General features: G+C 53.4%; 24 protein-coding genes. 2 read left to right on the top strand and 22 right to left on the bottom strand.

From position 1 onward, the window contains the following. The first annotated feature begins 310 nt into the window (after positions 1-310). Positions 311-1888 (top strand): HDOD domain-containing protein, encoded by a 1578-nt coding sequence (locus ACMTNU_RS05575; RefSeq protein WP_413934239.1) that lies wholly within the window; start codon positions 311-313, stop codon positions 1886-1888. Between the two features lie 152 nt (positions 1889-2040). On the opposite strand, the gene ACMTNU_RS05570 is transcribed toward ACMTNU_RS05575, so the two are convergent. From ACMTNU_RS05570 to ACMTNU_RS05560, 3 genes are all read right to left on the bottom strand, one after another. After that, positions 2041-2898, bottom strand: a complete 858-nt coding sequence (locus ACMTNU_RS05570; RefSeq protein WP_413934238.1) for an HDOD domain-containing protein — start codon at positions 2896-2898, stop codon at positions 2041-2043. 225 nt (positions 2899-3123) lie between these two features. Further along, a complete protein-coding gene (locus tag ACMTNU_RS05565; protein WP_413934237.1) occupies positions 3124-4944 on the bottom strand; it encodes an ABC-F family ATP-binding cassette domain-containing protein in 1821 nt (606 codons plus the stop codon). Between the two features lie 128 nt (positions 4945-5072). Further along, positions 5073-5834: a cyclic nucleotide-binding/CBS domain-containing protein gene (locus tag ACMTNU_RS05560; RefSeq protein ID WP_413934236.1), complete on the bottom strand. Its 762-nt coding sequence runs from the start codon at positions 5832-5834 to the stop codon at positions 5073-5075. Between the two features lie 170 nt (positions 5835-6004). On the opposite strand from ACMTNU_RS05560, the gene ACMTNU_RS05555 reads away from it, so the two are divergent. Continuing rightward, on the top strand, positions 6005-6415 hold the full coding sequence (locus tag ACMTNU_RS05555) for a surface-adhesin E family protein (RefSeq protein WP_413934235.1): 411 nt from the start codon (positions 6005-6007) through the stop codon (positions 6413-6415). 47 nt (positions 6416-6462) lie between these two features. On the opposite strand, the gene glnA is transcribed toward ACMTNU_RS05555, so the two are convergent. From glnA to rpsD, 19 genes are all read right to left on the bottom strand, one after another. Continuing rightward, a complete protein-coding gene (gene glnA, locus ACMTNU_RS05550; RefSeq protein WP_413934234.1) occupies positions 6463-7872 on the bottom strand; it encodes a type I glutamate--ammonia ligase in 1410 nt (469 codons plus the stop codon). A 59-nt stretch (positions 7873-7931) separates the two neighbouring features. Beyond that, positions 7932-8270 (bottom strand): P-II family nitrogen regulator, encoded by a 339-nt coding sequence (locus ACMTNU_RS05545; RefSeq protein WP_413934233.1) that lies wholly within the window; start codon positions 8268-8270, stop codon positions 7932-7934. A gap of 324 nt (positions 8271-8594) precedes the next feature. Beyond that, positions 8595-10364, bottom strand: a complete 1770-nt coding sequence (locus ACMTNU_RS05540) for an NAD+ synthase (RefSeq protein WP_413934232.1) — start codon at positions 10362-10364, stop codon at positions 8595-8597. A gap of 95 nt (positions 10365-10459) precedes the next feature. After that, positions 10460-11578: a 3-dehydroquinate synthase gene (aroB, locus tag ACMTNU_RS05535; protein WP_413934231.1), complete on the bottom strand. Its 1119-nt coding sequence runs from the start codon at positions 11576-11578 to the stop codon at positions 10460-10462. 241 nt (positions 11579-11819) lie between these two features. Further along, positions 11820-13799, bottom strand: a complete 1980-nt coding sequence (gene pilQ, locus ACMTNU_RS05530; RefSeq protein WP_413934230.1) for a type IV pilus secretin PilQ — start codon at positions 13797-13799, stop codon at positions 11820-11822. Next, on the bottom strand, positions 13796-14425 hold the full coding sequence (locus tag ACMTNU_RS05525; protein ID WP_413934229.1) for a pilus assembly protein PilP: 630 nt from the start codon (positions 14423-14425) through the stop codon (positions 13796-13798). The genes pilQ and ACMTNU_RS05525 overlap by 4 nt, the downstream gene beginning before the upstream one ends. A gap of 14 nt (positions 14426-14439) precedes the next feature. Further along, complete coding sequence (locus ACMTNU_RS05520) at positions 14440-15084, bottom strand: type 4a pilus biogenesis protein PilO (protein ID WP_413934228.1); 645 nt, start codon at positions 15082-15084, stop codon at positions 14440-14442. A gap of 2 nt (positions 15085-15086) precedes the next feature. Next, positions 15087-15641 carry a PilN domain-containing protein gene (locus tag ACMTNU_RS05515; protein ID WP_413934227.1) on the bottom strand — a complete coding sequence of 185 codons (555 nt, stop codon included), beginning with the start codon at positions 15639-15641 and terminating at the stop codon, positions 15087-15089. Then, positions 15638-16744: a type IV pilus biogenesis protein PilM gene (gene pilM, locus ACMTNU_RS05510; protein WP_413934226.1), complete on the bottom strand. Its 1107-nt coding sequence runs from the start codon at positions 16742-16744 to the stop codon at positions 15638-15640. The genes ACMTNU_RS05515 and pilM overlap by 4 nt, the downstream gene beginning before the upstream one ends. A 14-nt stretch (positions 16745-16758) precedes the next feature. Then, positions 16759-16971, bottom strand: coding sequence for a MerR family transcriptional regulator (locus tag ACMTNU_RS05505; RefSeq protein ID WP_413934225.1), 213 nt, complete (start codon positions 16969-16971; stop codon positions 16759-16761). 135 nt (positions 16972-17106) lie between these two features. After that, positions 17107-17973: an RNase adapter RapZ gene (gene rapZ / locus ACMTNU_RS05500; RefSeq protein WP_413934224.1), complete on the bottom strand. Its 867-nt coding sequence runs from the start codon at positions 17971-17973 to the stop codon at positions 17107-17109. 185 nt (positions 17974-18158) lie between these two features. Continuing rightward, positions 18159-18482, bottom strand: coding sequence for a ribosome hibernation-promoting factor, HPF/YfiA family (gene hpf / locus ACMTNU_RS05495; RefSeq protein ID WP_413934223.1), 324 nt, complete (start codon positions 18480-18482; stop codon positions 18159-18161). A 43-nt stretch (positions 18483-18525) separates the two neighbouring features. Beyond that, a complete protein-coding gene (rpoN, locus tag ACMTNU_RS05490; protein WP_413934222.1) occupies positions 18526-20031 on the bottom strand; it encodes an RNA polymerase factor sigma-54 in 1506 nt (501 codons plus the stop codon). A gap of 18 nt (positions 20032-20049) precedes the next feature. Beyond that, on the bottom strand, positions 20050-20802 hold the full coding sequence (lptB, locus tag ACMTNU_RS05485; RefSeq protein ID WP_413934221.1) for an LPS export ABC transporter ATP-binding protein: 753 nt from the start codon (positions 20800-20802) through the stop codon (positions 20050-20052). 26 nt (positions 20803-20828) lie between these two features. Next, the gene (locus ACMTNU_RS05480) at positions 20829-21434 is read right to left on the bottom strand and encodes an LptA/OstA family protein (protein ID WP_413934431.1); all 606 of its coding nucleotides are present in this window, start codon (positions 21432-21434) and stop codon (positions 20829-20831) included. Further along, the gene (gene lptC, locus ACMTNU_RS05475; protein ID WP_413934220.1) at positions 21409-21981 is read right to left on the bottom strand and encodes an LPS export ABC transporter periplasmic protein LptC; all 573 of its coding nucleotides are present in this window, start codon (positions 21979-21981) and stop codon (positions 21409-21411) included. The genes ACMTNU_RS05480 and lptC overlap by 26 nt, the downstream gene beginning before the upstream one ends. Positions 21982-22145: 164 nt before the next feature. Beyond that, positions 22146-22577 (bottom strand): 50S ribosomal protein L17, encoded by a 432-nt coding sequence (gene rplQ / locus ACMTNU_RS05470; protein WP_413934219.1) that lies wholly within the window; start codon positions 22575-22577, stop codon positions 22146-22148. 24 nt (positions 22578-22601) lie between these two features. After that, entirely contained in the window at positions 22602-23606 is a 1005-nt protein-coding gene (locus ACMTNU_RS05465) for a DNA-directed RNA polymerase subunit alpha (protein WP_413934218.1), read from the bottom strand. Positions 23607-23682: 76 nt separating this feature from the next. Further along, positions 23683-24309 (bottom strand): 30S ribosomal protein S4, encoded by a 627-nt coding sequence (gene rpsD, locus ACMTNU_RS05460; protein ID WP_413934217.1) that lies wholly within the window; start codon positions 24307-24309, stop codon positions 23683-23685. Positions 24310-24390: the final 81 nt, after the last annotated feature.

Genomic DNA, 24390 nt, shown 5'->3' with positions numbered 1-24390 from the left:
GCAGGTGACAAGCCTGATGACGTTCCGCCATCACACTGAATTCTAGTCCTGAGGGGCTGAATCGACCATCAGATTGCAATTCTTTGCATGCGACAATTCCCATGGAACCGATATGGAGAGAACACACGGAGATCGCCAGCTGAAGCACTGATGGAAACTATCACCACTAGGGTTGCCAACCAGCCGACCACTCCCTCAGACTACATATCTTCTTACAGAATCCCGCTCATCGCCCCTTCTTAGTACCGACTTCTCAAGCTGGATAGGATTCTCACCGATACAGTCTCTGGCTTCTATCGGGGAACCCCCTATGCCTTCGGCGACGGAATCAACCCTTATCGACTCGATCCGCCCTCGACTACGTCCAAAACTGAAGCCTCTGTTCGATGAGTCCGGACGGTGCCTGCCGATCCTTCAATCCACTTGTCAGCAAATCCTGAATGATGCGGACCCACAGTCCACTCCCGACAATCTGACGCAAGTGATCAGCCGAGACCATGGGCTCACCTGCAAAGTCTTGCAAGTCGCCAACAGCATCGCGTACAGCCCACGGCAGACGATCAGCGCCATCCCTCATGCCGTGAGCTGGCTTGGACTCGATACCGTTCGCGCTCTCGTCGCCACCGCACATCTGGTCGAGCAGTTGCACCATTGGCCGACGCGCCAGCAAGAACTCCGAACCTTGATCGCCAAGTCCCTTGTCGCCGCCACTTACGCGAATGAGCTTGGAACGGCGATCAACTACCCGCAGCCGAGTCAATTATTTACCGCAGCGCTCCTGTACTCGATCGGAGATTTGGCCATTGCCTACCAGGATCCGGATCTTTTTGAAGCACTCCAGGCAGCCTTCCGGAAAGCGAAGCACCCGGCCGACCGTGTCAGTCAGGAAACCAGGCTTATCGGTGTTCCCCGGTTGACCTTGGCCCAAGCTTTGGCTCGACTGTGGAAGCTACCCGACTATCTCGTCGACCTCTTTGACACGGTCGAAGAGTTGCCGATGGGCCGTTGGCAGAGCACACCACAGACATACCGAGGTCTGGTGGTTGGCTCAATCCGGCTTGTGGAGGCGATGACGCATTCCACATCCTCCACGGCCGTTGAGGACGCGAAACGAACACTTCAGCTCGGAAGCGGACTATCTTCACGACGGTTTTCGGATTTGATGAACCAAGCCATGGACCGAGGCCGCCAGCTCACCCGTTCCATGGGACTGGCGATCGATCCACTCCACAACTCGCTGATGCCGTTGAACGGGCACCAGGCCACGGAGGCACCTGTATTACAATCCTCGACTACCAGCATACCCGGTGAAGACCATGGACCCGCTCCGTCGAAAGTTTCTCTCAGCCGGGATGAGCCCCCAGCCCCCATTCGGAATAACCCATTTGAAACACTTCAGGTCTTCCAGAACTCGCTACAAGGCGCGATCGATCTGAATAGCCTCCTTGGAATCTTTATCCAATCGCTCCAGCGGGACGCGGGATTGGGCCGTGTCGGGCTGACACTGCTCAATCCACATGATAGTGATCTTCTGATCGGAAAGTTGGCGCTGGGCGTCACTCCTCTGGCACCCTATCTCTCCTCTCTTTCGGGTTCACTCAGCCGAGAACATTCCTTCTTCCTCTCGATTCTTAAACGGGTCGAGCCACTCCTGGTTCCAAATCTTTCAGACCAGCCGACTGGGTCCATGAAACAGGAATTTGTCGATGTTTGGCACCCTACATCGGCAATACTCGCCCCATTACGAGTGGGGGTGAGACCCATCGGCCTTGTCTACTGTGATCGAGGACCAGGCCGCCCGCCGATGCAGCCTCAGGACTATCAGGCTTTTCAGTTATTTTTTGCTCAGACGACCTTGGGAATGAATCGTTTAGCCGGCATACTCTAGCCTGGAAACAAAGCGGAGGAAGAGGGCAGACAGCTTCCTGCTCAGGCGGATCGAACGATGGCACAGACCCATCGATACCATCAAACTGCTGGGCTGCGCACACCGTGATCGAGGTTGGATTGAGTTCCGCGCTCAGACTGATTTCGATCTGCTTAGGCGGCGACGGCCTGCGGATACACCAGCGCGAGCGTCTCATTCAGCTGGGCCTGAGCATCCGTCATCAGTTCAGGTAGGTTGGCCAGCACAAAGCCTGTCGCCTCCAGGGCCTGCGGACTGCATGGCACTTCGGCGGGTCGCCAGTTCCGATCGCGATCCTCAAAATCGACGACCTCTCCAGCCAAATGCACAATGGATGCATGCTGAACATAGTCACCGGCTTCGTTCGGGCGCAGTTGATGACGGATAGCCTGTTCAATCTGCACGGGCATCCCCCAGGAGTGGATGAGTTCAGCCCCCACCTCAGCAAAGTCACACCCAATATTGGACTGTTCCACTTCAGCCAGAGAGGACCCGAGGTAGCCTGCTTCGATGAGTGCAGACTGGGCCCGCTCCGGTGCATATTGATAGAGGACATAGTGACCAAGATCTCTCAGCAGGCCTTCCACGAAAAACCGCTCGCTGTCCTTAATCCCACAGGACTTCGCAAGCTTTCCGGCCAGCAACGCGCAGAGTACACTCCGATGCCAGAACTTCGACACATCCATCAGTTGGACCGGCACTCCCGCAAAGGTTTTTCCGATCGTCGTCGCTGTCACAAGGTCGATGGTCGCCTGCGTTCCAAGCAGACTGACGGCACGGGAAATCGTATCGATCTGTTTTGGAAACCCATAGATGGGGCTGTTGACAATGCGAAGAAGTCTCGCTGAAATGGCCGGATCGAGCTTCAAAACCTCGGCAAGATCCCCCATGGTCGAATTGGAATCGTCGACCACTTCCCGTACGCGGAAATAGATCTCCGGCAAGGTGAAAATGGAGGTACAGGACTGCACCAGTTCTTGCGCTGTTGGCATGGTCGCGACTCCTCGCCGTTGGGCGTCTCTCTGTTGATGTAGATGTGCCCTCACCTTCTCTATCGGTTACGCATAGACCGAACTGTAGTGTTCAACTGACCACGACTTGACCGAGAACGCTCGGTAGGGTTGAGGATAATTTGGTAACGGCTGCGAAGCCAACTGGCAGGCGCCGGGAATGGCTCATCTGATCACTCCGCTCTTCGCAGGTTATGAAGGTCTGCGTTAGACCGCCTGAGCTCGCTTTTCATCCAGCTCAGCCCATCTCGCATAGAGCCGTTCGACATCCTGCTGAGCCGCATGGAGTGCAGCATGTCGCTCTTGTAAATCAACAGCTGATGACATGATGGACGGATCATCGGCGGCGGCTTGGCAGGTGGCAACCCGTTCTTCGGCTTTCAGGATCCTTGTTTCGATCTGATCCCATTCCTTCTGCTCTTTGTACGACAAACCTTTCCGTTTTGATGGTTTGCCCAAGGCAGAGCGTTCCTCAGAAACCCGAATGCTTCTTTCCTCGGTCGTTTTCCTTTCCTGCCCCGCTTCCCATTGCGCATAGTCGGCGAACCATTCGGCATGGCCTGCTCCATCCAATGCCAGCAGCCTGGTGGAGACGCGGTCCAGTAGCCATCGGTCGTGGGTCACAAGAACTAGTGCTCCGGTAAATTCCAGCAGGCTGTCTTCCAGCACATCGAGCGTGGGAATATCCAAGTCGTTCGTCGGTTCATCGAGGATCAAGAGATCCGCTGGCTGAAGCATGAGTCGGGCGATCAACAATCTGGCCTGTTCCCCGCCGGACAAGCGAGAAACCAGGAGATCCAACTGTTCCGGGCGGAACAGAAAGCGCTTGGCCCATGAAACCAGATGGACGGACCGGTCCTGATACACGACGGCATCGCCACCGGCTGGAGCAAGGGCTCGCCGCAATGAGACCTGCTGATCCAGGGACTCTCGATGTTGCTCGAAGGTGACAATACGCAATCGATCGGCGTGAGTAATCGTACCAGCGTCAGGCGTCAAGCTGCCGGCCAGCAGTTTGAGCAGTGTGGATTTGCCGCTCCCATTCGGTCCGAGCAGCCCAATCCGCTCACCCGGCCCGACCTGCAGATCAAGATTGTTCACGATCGGTTGCGCACCCAGCGTCTTCGCCAAACCGACCACCTCAATCAGCTTCTTGGACCGTCGCCCTGAGGCGGTGAAATCAATCCCTGCAGACCCCTTGGATTGCCGAGACTCGATATCTGTTAGTTCACTGATCATCTGACCGGCCTGGTCGATCCGAGCCTTGGCTTTGGTCGTCCTGGCTTTGGGACCTCTCCGCAGCCATTCCACCTCTCGCCGAACTCTGTTGGCCAACGAGGCCTGATAGTCGGCCTGGGCCTGCAATGCTGCATCGCGCTGCTCCAAAAACTCGCTGTATCGACCCTTGGCCTCAAAGAGACCATTGGGGTATTGGCGATTCAGTTCCCAAATCCTGGTAGTGACCGCTTCCAAAAAGCGCCGGTCGTGACTGATCACGATGAAGGCATGGGGCTCGGCTTTCAGGAGGCCTTCGAGCCAGAGAATACCCTCGACGTCCAGATGGTTGGTCGGCTCGTCCAGAAGCAGCACATCCGGCTCCAACATCAGCGACCGTGCAATCGCCAGTCGCTTCTTCCATCCGCCGGACAGTGTCGAGACGGTTTGATCAGTGCGGGTAAACCCGCCGAGACTCAGAGCTCTGGCGATGCGCCCACCCTGTTCATGAGGGTCCAGCCCCTCGTCGAAAAGTACTCGAACCAGCGCATCTTCGACTGAGTGCTGTTCGGCAAACGACGGTTCCTGCGGTACATAGCCGATCCTGAGCTGTCGTCGCACAGAACGAGTACCGCTGTCTGGTTCCTCAAATCCGGCGAGAATTTTGAGCAACGTCGATTTCCCGGACCCGTTCGGCCCAATGAGGCCGACATGATCCCCCTCGCTCAATCCGAGCGACAGGTCGGTGAACAACGGTTTCACCCCATAACTTTTCCCAAGAGACTCACAACTGAGCAGGATGGCAGGCGGCATAATTAGCGATGACCTAATTCCATGGTGACAGTGTTAGTCCAGTGCACATACCTTCCCAAGGACATGGTCCACCACCTTCTTGAATAGACTGAAGCACTGTAGGATGGTCTTGCAACCAGATTGGATGGTTAGGACGGTTTCAACTCTTCAAAGGCTCGGAGGAGATCGGAGACAGAAAGGACGCCAATAATAGTGGCATCAGCCGTCACGGGAAGATGTCGGATCCCCTGCTTCTTCATGAGCGCCCTCGCTTCAGACAAAGACTCATCCTCTTCAATCGTGACGATGGAACGGCTCATGCAGGTTGCCACTGTCGTCATGTTCGGATCAAGCCCTTTGGCAACCGCCTTTCTCGTCAGATCTGAATCCGTCACAATGCCGATATAGCGTGAACCATCGTCCACGATCAGTGAGCCCACCTTGTACTTCTGCAACAGCTGCCCTGCCTGTTTGATCGTGGCGTCTTTATGGATACTCCGTACCTCATGCGACATATAGTCTTCGACGAGCGCCTGGTCAAGTCCCTTGCCTTTCCTCGTCGCCTGCAGACGGCGACGCAATTCAAGATCCGCCAGACAGCTTTCCAACACTTGCCGACGCTGGTGAAGGCTTTCACGCTCGACATTGTGCGTCCCGCTCTCCTGCGCTTCTTCCGGCAACAGTGCCGATTCACCGGACTTTGCAAAGAAGTAGGCTTCGGATTCATCTGATGCGGCGCCGAACACCTGTCCGATCAGCTCTTCAGCCGACTCATCAAACTCTTCTAGGGAAAGTGATGTCCGCCTGCGTGAAAGAAAGGGCTGGAATTTTACGAGCTGCTGTTTAAACCGCTCGACATACCGGTCGAGAATATCACTCCGGGTCAACCCTGTGCGGACTCGTTTCGGCATCGGCGCCCTCCTCTGTTGTGAACGAGAGAATACCCTATGCGATGACGCTGCTCAAGCTATCCCTGATGCAGGAAGAAGCCCACTGACAGACCCCATAAATTCCCGCTTGATTTTTCTGCCCGGGACCCCGTATGTCCATTCCGTCCAGTATTCACTTAACCAGGCATTCGATGTCAAACCGGATCGTTCCCAGTCCATTATGCCTTCTGTCTGTAGTACTGATTGTCTGGGTTAACCCAGTTTTTGCGGGATGGATTGCGATCGAGAAAGAGTACCAACCGGCTGGGCTTGAGACGATCTATGTTGATCCCGAGCAGATTCAGCGAACAGGCACTCGTGCGACCCTTTGGCAGCTCACGGATCTCAAGTGGAACAACACCACGCGCTTCCTGTCGTTGAAAACGCACAAGGAATTCGACTGTGCGAACTCACGAGTACGAACGCTCCAAGTGATCGAGTTTTCCCGCCAGATGGGCACTGGCCGGTCACGCTCTGGCTACATTGAAAATGGCAACTGGCAGGCGATCGGCACCCACGGTGTTGATCACGCACTTTCGAAGGCGGCCTGCGGGAAGCCTTGACGCGTGACCGCTCCAAGCTTCCCGCCCATGCCGATGAGTGACAGACACTAGACGTCGTAATACATGAAAAATTCGTACGGATGCGGGCGCAGGCGCATCGGATCAATCTCCTTGCTCCGCTTATAGCCGATCCAGGCTTCGATCAGATCTTCCGTAAACACCTCTCCTTTGAGAAGGAACTGATAGTCTCTCTCCAAACTGTTTATCGCCTCATCCAAGCTCCCAGGCATGGTGGGAATGCTGGCCGCTTCCTTCGGATCAAGATCGTACAGGTCCTTTTCAGCCGGCTCACCTGGGTTGATCTTGTTCTGAATCCCGTCAAGCCCCGCCATAAGCATCGCCGAAAATGCCAAATAGGGATTGCAGGATGGATCTGGAAATCGCACTTCGATTCGCTTCGCCTTGGGGCTCGGCGAATACATGGGAATACGGACGCCCGCAGATCGGTTCCGACTGGAGTAGGCCAACAGCACTGGCGCTTCGAATCCAGGGGTAATGCGCTTGTAGGAGTTTGTCGTTGGATTCGTAAAGGCCGCCAGGGCCGGCGCGTGCTTGAGAATCCCGCCGATATAATACAGGCAGAGCTGCGAAATTCCTGCGTAGTCTTTCCCGGCAAAGAGCGGCTTCCCCTCCTTCCAAATGCTCTGGTGCGTGTGCATCCCAGATCCGGCATCGCCGAAGAGCGGCTTGGGCATGAAGGTCACCGTCTTTCCATGACGACGAGCCACATTCTTGACGATGTACTTGTACATCATCATCTTGTCCGCCGTACGCAGGAGCGTATCAAATCGAATATCGATCTCGGCTTGGCCGGCAGTGGCGGTCTCGTGGTGATGCTTTTCCACCTCAATGCCGATCTTTTCCATTTCCAGGACCATTTCACTCCGGATATCTTGCTGGGTATCGGCCGGCGCGACGGGGAAATACCCCTGCTTATGCCGAAGCTTTCCCCCGAGGTTGATTCCCTCTTGCCCCATGTTCCACGCGCCTTCTTCCGAATCGAGATAATAGAAGCCGCTGTGACTCGTCTGATCATAGCGCGCATGATCGAAAATAAAGAACTCTGCTTCCGGTCCCCAGAACGAGTTGTCGCCGATCTTGGTGCTTTGGAGATAGCGTTCCGCCTTTTGTGCGATAAACCGTGGATCCCGCTCATAATTCTCACGGGAAATCGGATCCACGACATTGCCGGTTAAGCTGAGTGTGGGCACCGCCGTAAACGGATCCAAGAAAGCCGTCGCCGGATCAGGAACCACCAACAAATCGCTGTTGTTGATCGCCTTCCAGCCACGAATCGACGATCCGTCAAGGCCGGAGCCGTCCTTGAACAAGGTTTCCGTCAGTTCGCTCACAGGGATGGTCATATGCTGCCACACACCCGGCAGATCGATGAATTTCAAGTCCACCATCTGTACTCTGTGTTTCTTCGCGAACTCCAAGACCTCACGCACGTTCATTGCCATCCTCCTTTGGAGATCTTCAGCGATGACTGTTCACCACTCAAGTCTCGTTCCCCTCACAGGGCCAACTCTCCTGTTTCTCCAGTCCGAATCCGCACAACATCGCTTAGTTCTCGCACAAAAATCTTGCCGTCTCCGATACTACCGGTCTTGGCCGCCGTCATGATAGCCTCAATGACTCGAGGAACTTGGGCATCTTTGACGGCAACCTCGATCTTGACCTTTGGAACAAACTCAATCGTATATTCTTGCCCACGATAGGTTTCCTTGTGCCCCTTCTGACGCCCAAACCCCTTGACTTCCGAAACGGTCATGCCCTGAATACCGATCTCCAAAAGCGCATCCTTGATCTCTTCCAACTTGAACGGCTTGACGATTGCCTCAACCAGCTTCATGTCAGCGCCCTCCTTCACCCGGCCAGTTCACAACCCATCAAGGCACTGAAGGGAACACCCTCCTGCGAGCTGGGAGATCTGGTCTCTGAGCAGACCACCGCCACCCACTCAGTATGCCGTCCTTACTTTGGGGCAGGTATCATAGCCTATCCATTGCTGTCGCTCAATGTCGAAATCATAAAGGAGGCCGTCCAGGCACTGGAACTCGCACTGTTTGGCACTGGATCGATTTGCGGGATAGAACAAACTCCATAATCAGGCAGGAAACACTCGCCTCCATAGGCTGTCCCCGCTCATAAGCCATCGAAAACACGGAGGGAACCTCTACAACCCTCGAAATCCGTTAGTAATGGGCATCCGTCGATCCTTCCCGAGCGCGCGAGGCGTAATTTTCACGCCGATGGGTGCCTGATGGCGCTTGAACTCACTGCGATCGACCATCGTCACAACCCGATCAACCGTAGCGCGATCGAATCCGGATTTGATGATTTCGTCAGGAGAGCGATCCTCTTCGACGTATGCCTGAAGAATCAGATCGAGGACAGAATAGGGGGGTAACGAATCTTCATCTTTTTGATCTGGACGCAACTCGGCACTTGGAGGCCGATCCAGCGTCCGCTTTGGGATCACGGGTGAGGAGCCGAGACCATTCCGAAACCTTGCCAACGCGTAGACCATCGTCTTCGGCACATCCTTGATGACGGCAAAACCGCCGGCCATATCACCATAGAGCGTGGCATACCCGACGCTTAACTCGCTCTTGTTTCCAGTCGTCAGCACCAGGTCTCCAAATTTGTTCGACACCGCCATGAGCAGAGTCCCGCGAATGCGTGCCTGGAGATTTTCCTCTGTCGCATCGACCTGCCGATCGCCAAACGTCGGGGCCAGCGAGCGACAATAGGATTCAAACGTAGGGGTAATCGAGATCACGCTTAAGTCAATACCCAGACGTCCCACAAGCTCCGACACATCCGCCTCACTTTCCTGTGAGGTGTAGGGAGACGGTAGAAAGACCCCTCGCACTCGATCAGCTCCGAGCGCATCCACCGCGACCACCGCCGTTAACGCTGAATCAACCCCGCCACTCAGCCCAATCGCCACCCGCGCAAAACCATTCTTCCTCACATAATCCTTGACCGCTAGCACCAAGGCCCGATAGATCTCTTCAAGATCCTCAATCGGTTCAGTCACGGTCGATCCGATCGGAGGCCGCATCTTCTCTATGGCCGGCATTTTCACCGAATAGCGATCCAGATCCGCACCTATAGTCTCGGCCACCCGCGTCTTCCTCCTCTGAGTCCGACGTCCAGACGGAACCGCATCCACGCCCACATCAGCCACCACCAACTCTTCTTGAAACGCACCACCACGAGCCAGCACTCCACCGGCGCTATCAAGGATCACGCTGTTCCCATCAAACACCAGCTCATCCTGACCACCGACCATGTTGGTATATGTAACGATTACCCCATTTTCTCGCGCGCGAGCGGCCAACAACTGCTCTCTCGTGCGGCTTTTCCCACGATGAAAGGGTGATGCGCTGATATTGACGATGATCTCAGCCCCAACTGCAGCCAGCCGACGAATCACGCCTTTCGAACACTCAAGATCTTCACAGAGCGTCACACCGATCACGACTCCACGAACTCGGAGCAATGACAGTCGTTGACCTGGTTGAAAATATCGACTGTCGTCGAAGACCCCATGGTTCACCAACGACCGCTGGTGATAGTTCCCGAGCAACCTACGATCAGCAATCAACGCCGCCGCGTTATAGAGCACGGAGCCACCTGCCCCGCTGTTCGAGGACCTTGGGTTGCGCTTCAGATCTTGCCCCACATAGCCCACGATGGCCACCAGTCCATGACAGGCCGGAATGATCTCTTGCAAGGCCCGTGTATTTTCACTCACAAACCAGGGCTTCAGCAGAAGGTCTTCCGGAGGACATCCCGTAATCGCCAGTTCGGGAAACGTCACAAGGTCGACCTTGGCTTTTCTTGCTTCACGAACCCAACTCAGGATCTGACGAACATTCCCGTTCAGATCTCCAACCGTCGGATTCATCTGTGCCATAGCAATTCGTAGGATCTTCATCACACTCCAAGTCAGCCGACACTCGTGAGAGAACACTTCGCTGACGGGTAAACGGAGAAATCCCGCCATGGTCAGGGACTCACTCGATCAGGCCGTCACGACAGAGCTGATACGTTGGTCGAGACGGATCGTGACTCAGTAACCCACCGATCAAATACCTTTTTGCCGAGCGGAGCCATGCAAACCTCTCCGATACGTATCGGCCACACGCCAATTACCTGTCCGGCCGACACCTTTTTGTCGTGAAGCATGGCCTTCCAAATCTTCGTCGGCGTCGCCTGTGGCATACGGTCGCTTAGCCCTGCCTCAGTGACCATCCGTCGAATAGCTTCGACAACCTTGTGGGTACAGAAACCTTGAAAACATGCAAGATCAGCCTCCTGTACCAACCCGATACCGACGGCCTCCCCATGCACAAGTGATGTGTACCCTCCCAACGCCTCCAGCGCATGTCCGATCGTATGGCCGTAGTTGAGAATTCTCCTCCGATCGGATTCCCGCTCATCTGCCGCCACAACCTCGGCTTTGATTTCGCAAGACCGTTTCACCACACTGGCCACGACCTGGGGGATCTGTTTTTGCAGCGCAGGCATCTTCCGTTCCAGATACCCAAAAAATGCTTCATCTGCAATGATCCCATACTTAATTACCTCGGCAAGACCGGCGACCCACTCGCGCCTGGGCAACGTACGCAGGGTCAGAGGATCGATCCAAACTGCACGCGGCTGATAGAAGGACCCGATCAGGTTCTTCCCTAGTTGATGATCGACACCGGTCTTTCCTCCGACGCTGGAATCCACTTGTGCCACAAGGGTCGTTGGTACTTGGATATATGGAATCCCACGTTGGTAGATCGAGGCTGCAAACCCGGCCAGATCCCCGACCACTCCACCTCCCAAGGCCAAAAGATGCGACGACCGTTCAAACCGGTGTCGGGCCAACACATTAAGAATGCGTTCCACCGTTTGTAACGTCTTAGACCGTTCCCCAGGCGCAAGGATGATCGAGACCGGTTCAAGCCCAGCCCGCTTCGCGGACTCGACAATCTTTTTCAGGTAATGCTGCGCAACATGCCTGTCTGTGACAATTCCAATCTTTCCCTTCAGGCCGCGACTCTTCATTTCCCTGCCGAGTTTCTCCAAGAGCCCAGCTCGGATAGTAATCTCGTAGCTTCTGTCAGCCAGAGAAACAGCAACGGTTGACCCGAAAGTCATATGGCAACCTCACTGATCGTAACACCGAAGAAAATTATAGTGTTTTACCCCAACACACTGCGTGACGCAGCGATTGAGGAGGCATGGTAACACAGCCTCGTCGAACTAAAAAGGCAGGCGCGTTCCATCCCGAGTGCCAACTCATGGATGGAACGTCCTGACGTCGTTCTACGAAAGCAAAGGCCTGCCGATGCGACAACGCATCGGCAGGCCTTTGCTGATCAAGGATATGGAGTCAGAACTACGTCTTGATAATGCTCGGCGTGAGGAAAATGAGCAGCTCTTGCTTGGACACTGTCTCAGACTTATTCTTGAACAACCAGCCCAACACCGGCATTCGGGACAAATAGGGAACCCCCTGCACGTTGTTCCCCTGCGTATCAACGAAGACGCCACCGATCACCATGGTTTCCCCATCTCTGACGATCACCTGCGTCGTCGCTTCTCGCCGGTCAATGCTCGGGCCAGCGGGATTACTCCTCGCACCGACCGCATTGCGAGTCGCGCGGACACGCATTAGGATTCGCTTCGATTCCTCCTTCGGATCTCGCGACGTAATTTGCGGAGTAACATTCAATTCCAAATTTGCATCGACAAACGTCGTTTGAGTCCCCTGCAATGACGTGGTTTGGAAAGGGATCGATTCCCCCTGGGAGATCTTGGCTTCCCGCTTATCCAATGTGGTGATTTTGGGTGCCGCGATCACCTTGCTTAATCCCAACAACTCCCCGGCCGATAGCCGCATATCCAGAGCGAAGTCTCCACCAAGTTTTCCAAAAGTCCATCCAATCGATGGAACGGCCGGCAACCCACCGACCTGAGCCGGCAAGTTGACCAGGAAGTTTCGATCAATCGTACTGCTTCCCGTTCCAGCAATCTGGCTAAACGGACCAGTCAGATTCGAGAGGGCGAAGAAATCCGTGGGTGTCCGGTTCCCAGCCTGAAACCCCCACTGAATCCCCAACCCACGAGCATAAACCGTATCAGCCTGAACAATGCGCGCCTCAATCTGGACTTGCGGCACCTCAAGATCAAGCCCTTCGACAAGCTGTCTAATGATCCCCAGCTTGGTTTCTGTGTCACGCACGATCAACGCATTGCTCCCCGCATTGAACTGCATGAGGCCGCGTGGACTCAAGTTCTGCCGCAGCGAGGTCATCAACTCTTGCGCCTGAAGGTTTCTGATATAAAAGACTCGGTCGACTAATTCCTCCGCCTTGGTCTTCGAGTCCTTCGCCCGCGCCTCTTCATCCTGCTGCTTCGCAATATTGGCCAATGAATCGACCCACACGATACTCCCCTGTCGAATCATGCCTAGTCCATTCATCTTTAGGAGCATCTCCAGCGCTTGATCCCACGGCACACTGACCAACTTCATGGTGACTTTCGACTTGACCCCTTCGCCAACCACGATATTGAACCCGCTGACCTCCGCGATCAATCGGAGGATATTGGTGATATCCGCTTGTTGAAAATCGAGAGAAATACGACGCCCTACATATCTGGTTTGCCCGACTACAAGATCATCGGATCGCTCGTCTTTTTCAGGAGTGACCGATTCCCCTCCCATTTGCACTCGCTGTATTTTGAATTGCGCGTGCGTCGGACTTATGATGCGCGCCGTCCGCTTCACTAAACGATCTGCCGGCTCATACAAGCCCTTACGACTTTTCAGAGCAACGACCGACGGGCCTTTCTTCTCAAACGATCCCGCGACCATAGCATGGGCTCGCCGCTCACTCGGCTTCAAGGTAATAAACACCTTGTTCTCATCACGAGTCACAGAATAAATCGGACGTTCCGGCACATCGAACACCAGTCTCACCTTGTCGGCATGATGCCCCACCCGGATCTTCTTGAGTAGATAATGATCGGCCTGCACCACGGACCGCCGGAGGGTAGAGGACACAGCCGGAATATCAATAATAAGCCTTGATTCATCCAAAAAGTTGGTTTCCGGGAACAGTTGGCCATCTCCAGCAATGACAATCGTAACCAGGTCCGACTCCGGGCGAACCTCGATCGAAGTCAGGGTCTGTGCCAAATATCGCATAGAAGGACTTTCCGCCGGCGTCACATCCTTCGGCTTGACCCCGTTCATCTCGTCTGCCAGAGCAGGTATCTCCCCGGCCGCAATCCAGCCAGCAACGGCCAGCCCGCAGGGCATAAGAAAACGTCTCGCCGCCAGGATCCTATTGATGCCGGAGAATAATGATTTCATTCTGCACCCTCTTTGGGATGTAGGAGCTTCACGTGCTCCCGTTCCTGCTTCTTTCCATACACGTCAGTAAATCGCTCTTGAACGATGATGCCGCGCTCGGTCACCGCACTGACCACCCCGTTGTTCTGACCAATTCGCGTCCCCCGCCGAACGGTATACCCATGGCCTTCAGGGGTCTGCACCATTGCCGTGTACCCGTAGGCCCCCCATACGATGGCAATCAGATTGAGTTCCGTCAGCGTCACACGTTGTAACGGAGGCAGCGTACTATCTGTTTTCCCTACCTGAAGCTCCTGAACAATAGGGGCGAAGGGATCACGACGCCCAGAAGGGTCGTACCCCAACCCAGCCATTCCCTCGACGAGCGGCAATTGGGATGAGTCCTGACTATTCCCAGCCGGCAACGATTCCAGCGCGGGAGGAGCCGCAGGTGGTAGTTCCGGCACGGGAGGCATCTTGATAGAGTCATGCCTCATTGGCGCAATCTGTCCAGGAATAAGGGAGGGTTCGGCTTGGACACATTCACTCCCAAAGAGAACACCCCACCAACAGGCAGCACAGACACCGGCACACCGCGCATACCACCACAGCCTCCCCTGACCTAGCTCCATCTCTAAAAAATACATCGGTTCAGCATCCTCTATTTGCCAGCTTGCGCCACTTTTGAAGCAGGCACCGGTTGCGCTGTTCCGGAAACTGGTTTCTCCTGTGGTGCTGCATAGGCAATGAGATCGAAGGTTGTTTGCGAAATAAATCGTCCCTGCTCCATCCGAGGAGACCCCATCTTAAGCCCCGACACCGTGATGATTCTTGGCAGTCGATTGATCCGGTCAAAAAACAACGCAGCAGTGTGATACACCCCAGCCACTTCCACACTAACCGGCATTTTGACAAACAGCTTCGACGGATCTTCAGCCTGTGCCCCAGGACGCCATAACTTGATGTCCAATCCGAGACGCACCCCGAGATCCGAAACCTGTTTAAGCAACATGATGGCCTCTTCTTCCGGGGGAAGGCGTTCTTTTTTCTTGGCCAATTCGATTTCAAGCTGCTTATTTGCCGCGACTAACTCATCGAGATGTTTCACCTTAATCGTTAAGGTTTGAATTTCGCTTTCTAGTTTGGTGTTCTCTGCCTCGAGGGCCGCAATGCTTTCGGACTTGGGTTCCGCAATATAGAAATAGAAACCTGCAATCATGCCGCCGACCAGGAGCAGTAAGAGGGCCACCTTTTGAGAAGCCGGCACACTGCGGAGTGCGTCAAGGTTAAGTTGAGGCAACGCCATGTTTATCCCTTTAGGCGAAACGCCAACCGAAATTGATAGAGATTGATCTTATTCTCTACCGCAGCCTTACTTTCCTGCAGATTAATACCGGTAAAGTAGTCCGTTCGACGCAAGTTGTTCACGAATTCCACCACGTCGTCGTTGGTTAATGCCTTTCCTTCCAACTCGACTGTTTCTGAAGCCACACCCAGCTTGGTCAACCACACCTTGAGTGGTTCTAGGCTCTGGCTGACATGGTCGAGTACCTTCACTGGCCCCATTCTTGACTGTTCAAGCTGATCAATGATCCGATTCTTATCCTCAAGCAGTTTCTTCTTTTGTTCAAAGTCCTGAACTTGTTTGACCTGCTCTTTCAGCTGAGCCACTTGCTTTTCCTTCGTCTGCTTCTCCTCCTGCCTCGCTTCCAGCTCGCTGTCCAATGCAACGGAATACCACCAACAACCGGCCAGTGTAACCACGACGACCCCTACACCAAGGATTGCTTGGGCCCGTACATCATACTGCGGCTTTGCCTGTCGCCCCTTTGAACCGCCTGGAAGAAGGTTAATCCGTATCATCGGTCACCCACTGCCCGTAGGGCTAATCCGACCCCAACGGCTGCTGCGGGTGCGAGCTCCGCAAGAAGATCAGGGTCCATCTCACACCCTGTGGTATCGATCTCAGCGAAGGGGTCAGCCATTTCCACCGGGACTTGCATTCGATCACTCAACTGCTGAATCAGCCCTTTCGCCCTGGCAACACCACCGCAGACTAGTACGCGGTTGAGGTCGGCGTTGGCACCAGAGGTTTTGAAGTAATCCACCGTTCTGGCAATCTCGGAAGCCACTTCGGCATTCACACTGTCCAAGACGTTACCGACCGACACCCCAGCGGATTCTCCACTTCCCTCCTTCTTCTTACTTTCTTCCGCTTCCTCAAACGAGAGCCCCAGTTCTCGCTGAATCGCTTCCGTGTATCGATTTCCACCCAGCGGAATATCTCGAGTAAATAGCGATGAGCCGGCACGTGTAATGTTCACATTCATCACACTGGCGCCTAGATTGACCAAGGCGGTTGTTTCTTCCTGTGCCAATGGATAGTTGATCCCATGCATGTTTTCGATGGCAAACGCATCGACGTCCATCACCATCGGAATGAGCCTGGCAGTCTTCACAAGCTCCGTCAGCTCATTGATCTTGTCCTTCTTAGCGGCGACAAGAATCACCGCCATATCCCCCTGGCCGTCGCTTGATGGGTCAGGAGGCAATACATGAAAATCGATGTTGACTTCGTTGATGTCGAAAGGAATGTATTGCTCGGCTGCCAGTTTCACTTGACCTTCAAGTTCTTCATCTGGCATTGGGGGGAGGCTTATCTTTTTTACGATTACGGCATGCCCCGAGATAGAAACGGCGACGTGCTTATTCTTGATGTTCGTTTCCTCAAACAGTTCCTGAATGGCCGAGACCACACGCCCTTCATCCATCACGGTCCCATCCACAATCACTTCTGGTTCAAGAGGCTTCACCCCAAACTTCTGAAGAAAGTACCGGCCTTTACTTTCCTTGAGTTGTGCGACCTTAATTGCACTTGATCCAATATCAAGCCCAACCAGCTGACGACGAGGAGTCAGCATTGAGATAACGTCCGTTTCAACAAGCTTTTTTAATGAATTCAGCATGTGTCACCTGAACTCTACACGACACGTTTCCTGGCACAAATGACTTTCTCTATTTCATCCACATTCTTTGGCGTATAGAGTCGCCAATTCCTCCAATCGCGTGCCGGTCGTGCAATAACTCCTTCTCGTTCCCATCGAAACAGTGTGGCCTTGGAAATGTCGAATAATTGACAGACCTGATTCGCTTTAATTCCTTGATCTCCATTAGTAATGCTACGCTTTTTCACTGTAGTATTTACACCCAACATACCACCCTTACGACTCACAAAGGCAAGTATAGTCAATATGCTCGACCTGTCAAGGAAACACCGGGAAGTGACGTCCGGAGGCGGGAAGTCAATCGATCCGAGGCCAACAATGACCTAGGATTTGTCAATATCTCTATATTTAAGGCCTACTTGATACCCCAGCGCCGCAAGCCGCTCACAGAGATGTCCGGCAATCACTACTGAGCGGTGCCGCCCACCGGTACATCCGATTGCAATGGTGAGATAACTACGCCGCTCACGCTGGTACAGCGGGAGGAGAAACTTGAGAAGCCCTTCGACATGTTCAATTAATGCAATCGCCTCAGGGTCCGCCAGCACGAACGTACGAACCAGGTCGTCCTTGCCAGACAGCGGCTTGAGATCGGGCACAAAGAAAGGGTTCTTCAGAAAACGTACATCGAACAACAGGTCAATATCATACGGGACTCCGAACTTATACCCGAATGCCAACAGGGAAATAGTGAGGCGTCGATCAGATGTGTTCTGCAAGAACTCCTTCCCCAGCAGATCACCGAGCTCATGCACCGTGAGATCCGAGGTATCAATGACCCGATCCGCCTGTCGTCGCAACTCAGCGATCCGTTCCTTTTCGAATCGAATCCCCTCCACAACAGGTTGATGTGGCAAAAGCGGATGAGGTCGCCGAGATTCTGAAAAGCGTCGGATGAGCACCTCCTCCCTCGCTTCAAGAAAGAGTACCTGCACAGTATGGCCAAGTGCTTTGATGCGTTCAAGAATCCCTACAAAATCCGCAAAAAATCCTCGCTCTCGTACATCAACACCGAGCGCGACGTTTGCGATTTCACTATGTTGTTGGTGACAGAGATCAACGAAGGTTGGAAGGAGGGCAGGAGGAAGGTTATCAATACAGAAATACCCGGCATCCTCGAATGCCTTTAACGCATAAGATTTTCCGGATCCCGACAGTCCACTAATGATGACCAGATTGAGTTGCGCCATGAGACTCCACTCGTCTTCATGAATCCCCGGATGGCAATCCACGGACGACGACACCCCAAATCATAGTCTCTGTCGAGGAGAAACTCCCTATAAGTCCTTCCCTATACAACACTTAGGCCAACCCGACCGACCTTACAAGCCAATGAGGCCAGACTCTCCACTCCACCTCTCCCGAGTCGTCCCGCTTAAGAAGCTACTGTTCGCTTCTTCGGCTTGTCCGGCTTGTGGCTCACAAGACGCTCTTTCACTTTACGAAACTGCGCATCCACACGGTCGACAAGCGCATCAATGGTGGCATACATCTCCGGCGTTGTAATCTTAGCTTGCACACGCTTGCCGCTTACAATACCAGTAACTTCTGCTTTATGTTGAAGCTTTTCAACTCCCAATATGACCTGTAGGGATCCAACCTTTAACCCATAACGATCCAGCCGACTCAACCGGGTCTCCACATAACTTCTCAGCGCTGGCGTCACGTCCATGTGGCGGCCTGTGATTTTTAATGTCATGCCTACCTCCAATTTATTCCAGCCTGATACGATGCCACTCTCATCAAAAAAACTGCTTCCGCTGACTTGCGGAAGCAATATTCAACTCTGCCCGATACTTGGCTACCGTCCTCCTTGCAATGCGCACACCTTGGGTAAAAAGCCTGGCCGCAATCTCTTCATCTTTCAATGGTCGTTTGGCATCCTCCTCAGCCACCATTATTTTAATCATATCCCGCACCGATACCGAAGAGTGCATACCGGACGGTTCGTCCGCCCGCTGAAGCCCGGCATTGAAGAAAAACTTAAGCTCTAACATACCTTGCGGACAGTACATGTATTTATTGGCTGTCACTCGACTGATCGTGGATTCATGCATTCCAATATCTTCAGCCACCTGTTTCAAGACTAAGGGCTTCAGATACTGCACGCCATGCTCAAAAAACTCTTCTTGAAATTTGACGATGCTCGAGACCACCTTCACGATGGTTCTATTACGCTGCTCGATGCTTCGAATCACCCACTGCGCAGCTCTCATCTTTTCGTCCATATAGGCCTTCGTCTCAGGCGTACCACTCTGCCCCGACGAAATGAGCTGTTTGTAATACGGACTGATTCTCATGCGTGGCAGCCCGTCGTCATTTAGCAACACAACCCACTCACCTTCATTCTTGACGACAAACACATCCGGCACGATCACATAGTTCTGAGTATTGATAAACGGTCGGCCAGGTTTTGGCTCAAGCTCCCCAATAACTTTGGTTGCCTGAAAAACGTCTTCTACGGTAACATTCAGCGCCTTAGCAACCTTTGCGTATTGTCTCCGCTCCAGATCTTTCAAATGATGGAGTACAATGGCTTCAATAACTGATGCCTTGAGCGCCCCAGGAGGTGCCCCGAGCGACCCGAATGGATTACGACCTAAATGCCGCAATTGCAAGAGAAGACACTCCGGAAGATCCCTGGCAGCTACCCCTGTCGGATCAAAAGTTTGAATATCCTTCAGGACGGATTCCGCCTCCGACTCGGCAAAATCCGTTCCAGCAATCACCTCGGCTAACGAAATTCGCAGGTAGCCGTCGTCGTCTAAATTCCCAATAATCAATCGGCCGACTGTTTTCTCTCGATCCGTAAGTGTCGATAGAGACAACTGCCAGAGCAAATGTTCCTCCAGAGAGGTGGGCTTGGCCACAGTCTGTTCGTATGAAGGCAGATCGTCCTGAGCAGAGGCATGTTCAGAATCCCCGCCTCGCCGATCTCTTCCAAAATACTCTTCCCAACCTGAGGCTGAAAATTCTTCCGGCGATCCTTGTTCTTCTCGCGATTCCTCCTGAACGATCTGTTCCTGCCCGGCCGATACCGTGACTTCTTCAGCCTTCCCTTCAGCGACCGATGAGTCCCCCTCTTCCACGTCGGATTGGACTTCATCAAGCAGTGGATTCTCCAAGAGGTGTTGTGTCAGGCTCTGTTGCAATTCAAGTCGCGACAACTGCAACAGCTTAATCGCCTGCTGCAGTTGTGGCGTCATGATTAGTTTTTGGCTCAGCTTCAGATCAAGACGCAGTTTCATGGCCGACCGTTTACTTTCCTACAATCTAAACTGTTCTCCAAGATAGACCGCTCTGGCTGTTTCGCTCTGAACAATCACGCCAGGAGGGCCTGATTCTAAGATCACCCCTTCATTAATGATGTACGCTCGATCAACGATGGAGAGCGTCTCCTGGACATTATGATCGGTAATTAAGATGCCGATCCCTTTCCCTTTCAGTCGCATAATGATCTGTTGAATATCTGCCACCGCAATAGGATCAATGCCGGCAAACGGCTCATCCAGCAGCATAAAGGATGGGGTAGCCGCCAGCGCACGCGTGATCTCCAATCGCCGCCGCTCGCCGCCGGAAAGGGCGTAAGCCATGCTTTTTCGAATGTGCCCAAGATCTAACTCTTTGAGCAAGGCATCGACCCGATCATTTCGATCCTGACGAGCATATCCCAGCATTTCCAGAATGGCCAGAACATTATCTTCCACCGAGAGGCGGCGAAACACGGACGACTCCTGTGGCAGATACCCGATACCTTTACGCGCTCGCTTGTACATTGGAAGGTTCGTCACGGATTCGCCTTTGAAGGTGATCTCTCCTGCGTCCGGCTGGCATAACCCGACCATCATGTCGAAGATCGTCGTCTTCCCAGCTCCATTCGGTCCGAGAAGGCCCACGACTTCACCTGCAAAGACTTCGATTGCCACACCTTTCACGACCTTTCGGCCACGAAAGCTTTTCATTAATCCGCTCGCCCGCAGTGATGTACCACTCGCTAGTGCCACGCTCTCCGCCAGCATCTTCGGTTCTTCCTCAACGCTTGGAGTCATTGCCCATGTTGCCCTTCACCTTCAATACGGATATGCGATCCTCCTTCCACCACGCTGCGCTCTTCGGCTAGATAGAGAATAATCTGCTTACCACTGACACGCGTCCCCTTTTCCCAAGCCACTGGATCGCCGGTCAAGACGACCTTCTCACCCTCTGCAAAATACACAGCCTTTTGGCAGATCGCATTGCCATTTTCATATTTGATTTTGACCTGATGCGCCTCTCCGATCGCTTCAACACGATTCACCGAACGGCTCGACATCGTTGACCCTGGATGCCCTGCCGGAGAAATGGATGAGGCCAGAGCGGAATCATGTGGCTCGTCTCCCTTCCGTGCTGTCGCCCCACCATGAGAATGCTTCGGCTGGAACGATACCACCATCTTATCAGAATGCACGATCAAGGAGCCTCGAGTAAGCACCACTGTCCCCTCGAAAACAGCCTGGCTATCCTGATTCCGCACCGTCATGCGATTGGAAGTGATGGTCGTTGGAACACCAGGTGCCTCTACGCTCCGCTTCAGACTCCCAGAGTCAGATGTGGGAGAGGCAGCCGAAGATCCTGACAATGTGACACTAAGAAGCAGACACCAGATCCACATGGACATCTTGGAGTATCTCAAACTCTTCCGATGGTATTCGCCCCATCAGCCCTTGCCCCTGAATCTCAAGCCCATGGCCGACGATCCGAACCGGAGCTGTCGTCCGGATTTCCTTCACTGCCTCTACCCATTCCAGCCGGTTGGTATAGATGGTGTATCCACTTCTGGTTTGCACGACGATAGGAGCTTCTTGATTGGCCAACACAAAATCCTTGGTCGCCGTATTAAAGGTACCCTCTTCACCATGGACGGTCACTTCGTCTCCGGATCCTCCATAAAAAGTCAGGACGACCTCCTGCAGTACTGCCCGCTTTTCTTGTTCAAAGAGGCGTGCCTGCTTGGCTCGTACCTGCCATTCCACAGTCTCCCCCTTCGACTGGGTAAAGGTAAATTCCCCCAGTTTAGCATCCGCCTTTTCAATTGCATTCAAGGAGATAGGTCCGCCACTAGAAGAAGACTCAGCATTTCTGAAGAGAAGATAACCAAGAAATACCATCAGAAGGACACTCAAGGAAAGAAGGGCTCGGCGGGCGAAAATTTCCCACATTTGTGAATGATTCTCCTGGCATAAGATACTAAACCCTGGCCTGCATCTGGCACGATCTTAGCAGGTGCAATCAATCAAGTAAACGTCTCCCTAGAAATGAAAAGACTCCCACCCCTTACGGCGTGGGAGTCTTTTCATATTAGACCGTGTTGTCTGACAGAAAATTATGTGGACGGGGTCGCCTCTGCCGGTGAAGTCTGCTCTTGGCTTGCACCAGACTTCTTCTGGACCGTTGTGTCTTGACGAGCCACCAGCTCGATGGCCACCATGTCCGCAGCATCTCCAACACGACGACGAGTCTTAATGATTCTGGTGTACCCGCCAGGCCGATCCTTAAATCGCGCGGCAACGTCGTCAAAAAGTTTTGAGACCACGGACTTACTTCGAAGGAATCCCAAGGCCCGCCGTCGAGCAGGAAGCGTCCCTTCCTTCCCGAGTGTGATCATACGATCAGTAAATCCTCTGATTTCTTTGGCTTTCGCTTCCGTCGTTTCAATACGTTCGTGATCCAACAACGACGTGACGAGGTTTCTAAACAGGGCCCCTCTGTGTTTGGTTTGGCGACCAAGCTGTCGTCCTTTTTTTCTATGTCGCACGGTGTTCCCCTTGGCTAAGAATCATCATTCCGATTTCGGACTTCCGTTGTGTGGAGACGACGCCGCCTCAACCTTCGTTCCTAATGAAAGACCCATTTCAGTGAGAATTTCTTTGATTTCATTGAGAGACTTCTTACCAAAATTCTTCGTCCTCAGCATCTCCCCTTCAGACTTTTGGACAAGGTCGGCAATCGTCTTGATATTCGCATTTTTCAGACAATTGGCAGCCCGAACAGACAACTCTAACTCATTCACACTACGCGAAAGGTTCTTGTTCACTTCCCGATGAGATTCCTCATACCCAGCCTCGCTCTTGCCCTCACTGCGTTCTTCTGGATTGATGAAGATATCCAAATGCTCGCGCAAGATCCCGGCGGCATTGGAAAGAGCATCTCTTGGACTGATCGTGCCGTCGGTCCAGATCTCCATCGCTAGTTTGTCATAGTCAGTCATACGCCCCACACGGGCATTTTCGACATGAAAATTTACCCGTTTGATCGGAGAAAACACTGAGTCAATGGCAATCACACCAATCGGCAATCCTTCTTCCTTGTTGCGTTCCGCCGGGACATACCCACGCCCATGTTTGACCGTCATCTCAATATCCAACGTGGCATCCTTGTCGAGAGTCGCGATATGCAAATCGGGGGTGAGAATGGTCACCTCGGCATCGTGAAGAACATCTGAACCCTTCGCCTCGCCAGGCCCCTTCTTTTTCAACCGAATGGTCTTGGGTTTATCCGTATGGAGCGCCAAGCGTAGGCTCTTAATATTGAGAATGATTGCCGTGACATCTTCTGTTACGCCGGAGATAGTTGAAAACTCATGAACAACCCCCTCGATCTTTACAGTGGTCACCGCAGCACCTGTAAGCGACGACAACAAAATGCGGCGAAGGGCGTTACCAATCGTAGTACCGAACCCCCGTTCAAACGCTTCAGTCGTAAAGCGACCGAACGTGGGGGACTGCGTATCCTTGTCGACTTCCACCCGCATGGGGATCTGAAAGTCCTTCATCGCTTTGATCATGACCCACCCTCCATACCATCGAGTGACAAACACATTGACGGCTTACACCTGACCGAATAACAACCAGACCAGTGGGCTATCGAGAGTATAATTCCACCACCATCTGTTCGTTCACTGGTAACGTAATTTGGTCCTTGGCAGGAAGCGCCCGGACAATCCCTTTGAATGCTCCACGATCAAGCTCAAGCCATTCTGGAATTCCTCGACTATCAACCGACTCCAAGGCCGCCAGAATCGCGACTAGATCTCGACTTCGCTCACGGATCTCGATAACATCACCAGGCTTGACTAAGGCACCGGCCACTGTAATCTTTTTGCCATTCAACGTGAAATGCCCGTGACTGACAAGCTGGCGAGCCTGCTTCCGTGAAGCCCCAAATCCCAAGCGATAGGCGACATTGTCCAAACGACATTCAAGAAGACGCAATAGCGCATCTCCCGTGACTCCAGTCTGCCGTTCGGCACGTTCGAATACCCCCCGAAACTGACACTCCTGAAGGCCATAAATCCGACGGAGCTTTTGCTTCTCACGAAGCTGCAGGCTATAGTCGGATGTCCTTTGGCGCCCCTGTCCATGTTGCCCAGGGGGATAGCTCCGGCGTTCGATCGCACATTTTTCCGTCATGCAGCGCGTGCCCTTCAAAAAGAGCTTTTCACCTTCGCGCCGACACAACCGACAGACAGGACCACGATACTTTGCCACTGATGCCTCCTCGGAAAAGAGCTGCCCGAGTCGTTGACTATCCCGTCACATGAAACCCCGAACCTCTACGACTCATTCGCT

The organism is Nitrospira sp. BLG_1, from assembly GCF_047338595.1.
GTDB lineage: Bacteria > Nitrospirota > Nitrospiria > Nitrospirales > Nitrospiraceae > Nitrospira_D.
This window is presented reverse-complemented; position numbering and strand designations above follow the sequence as displayed.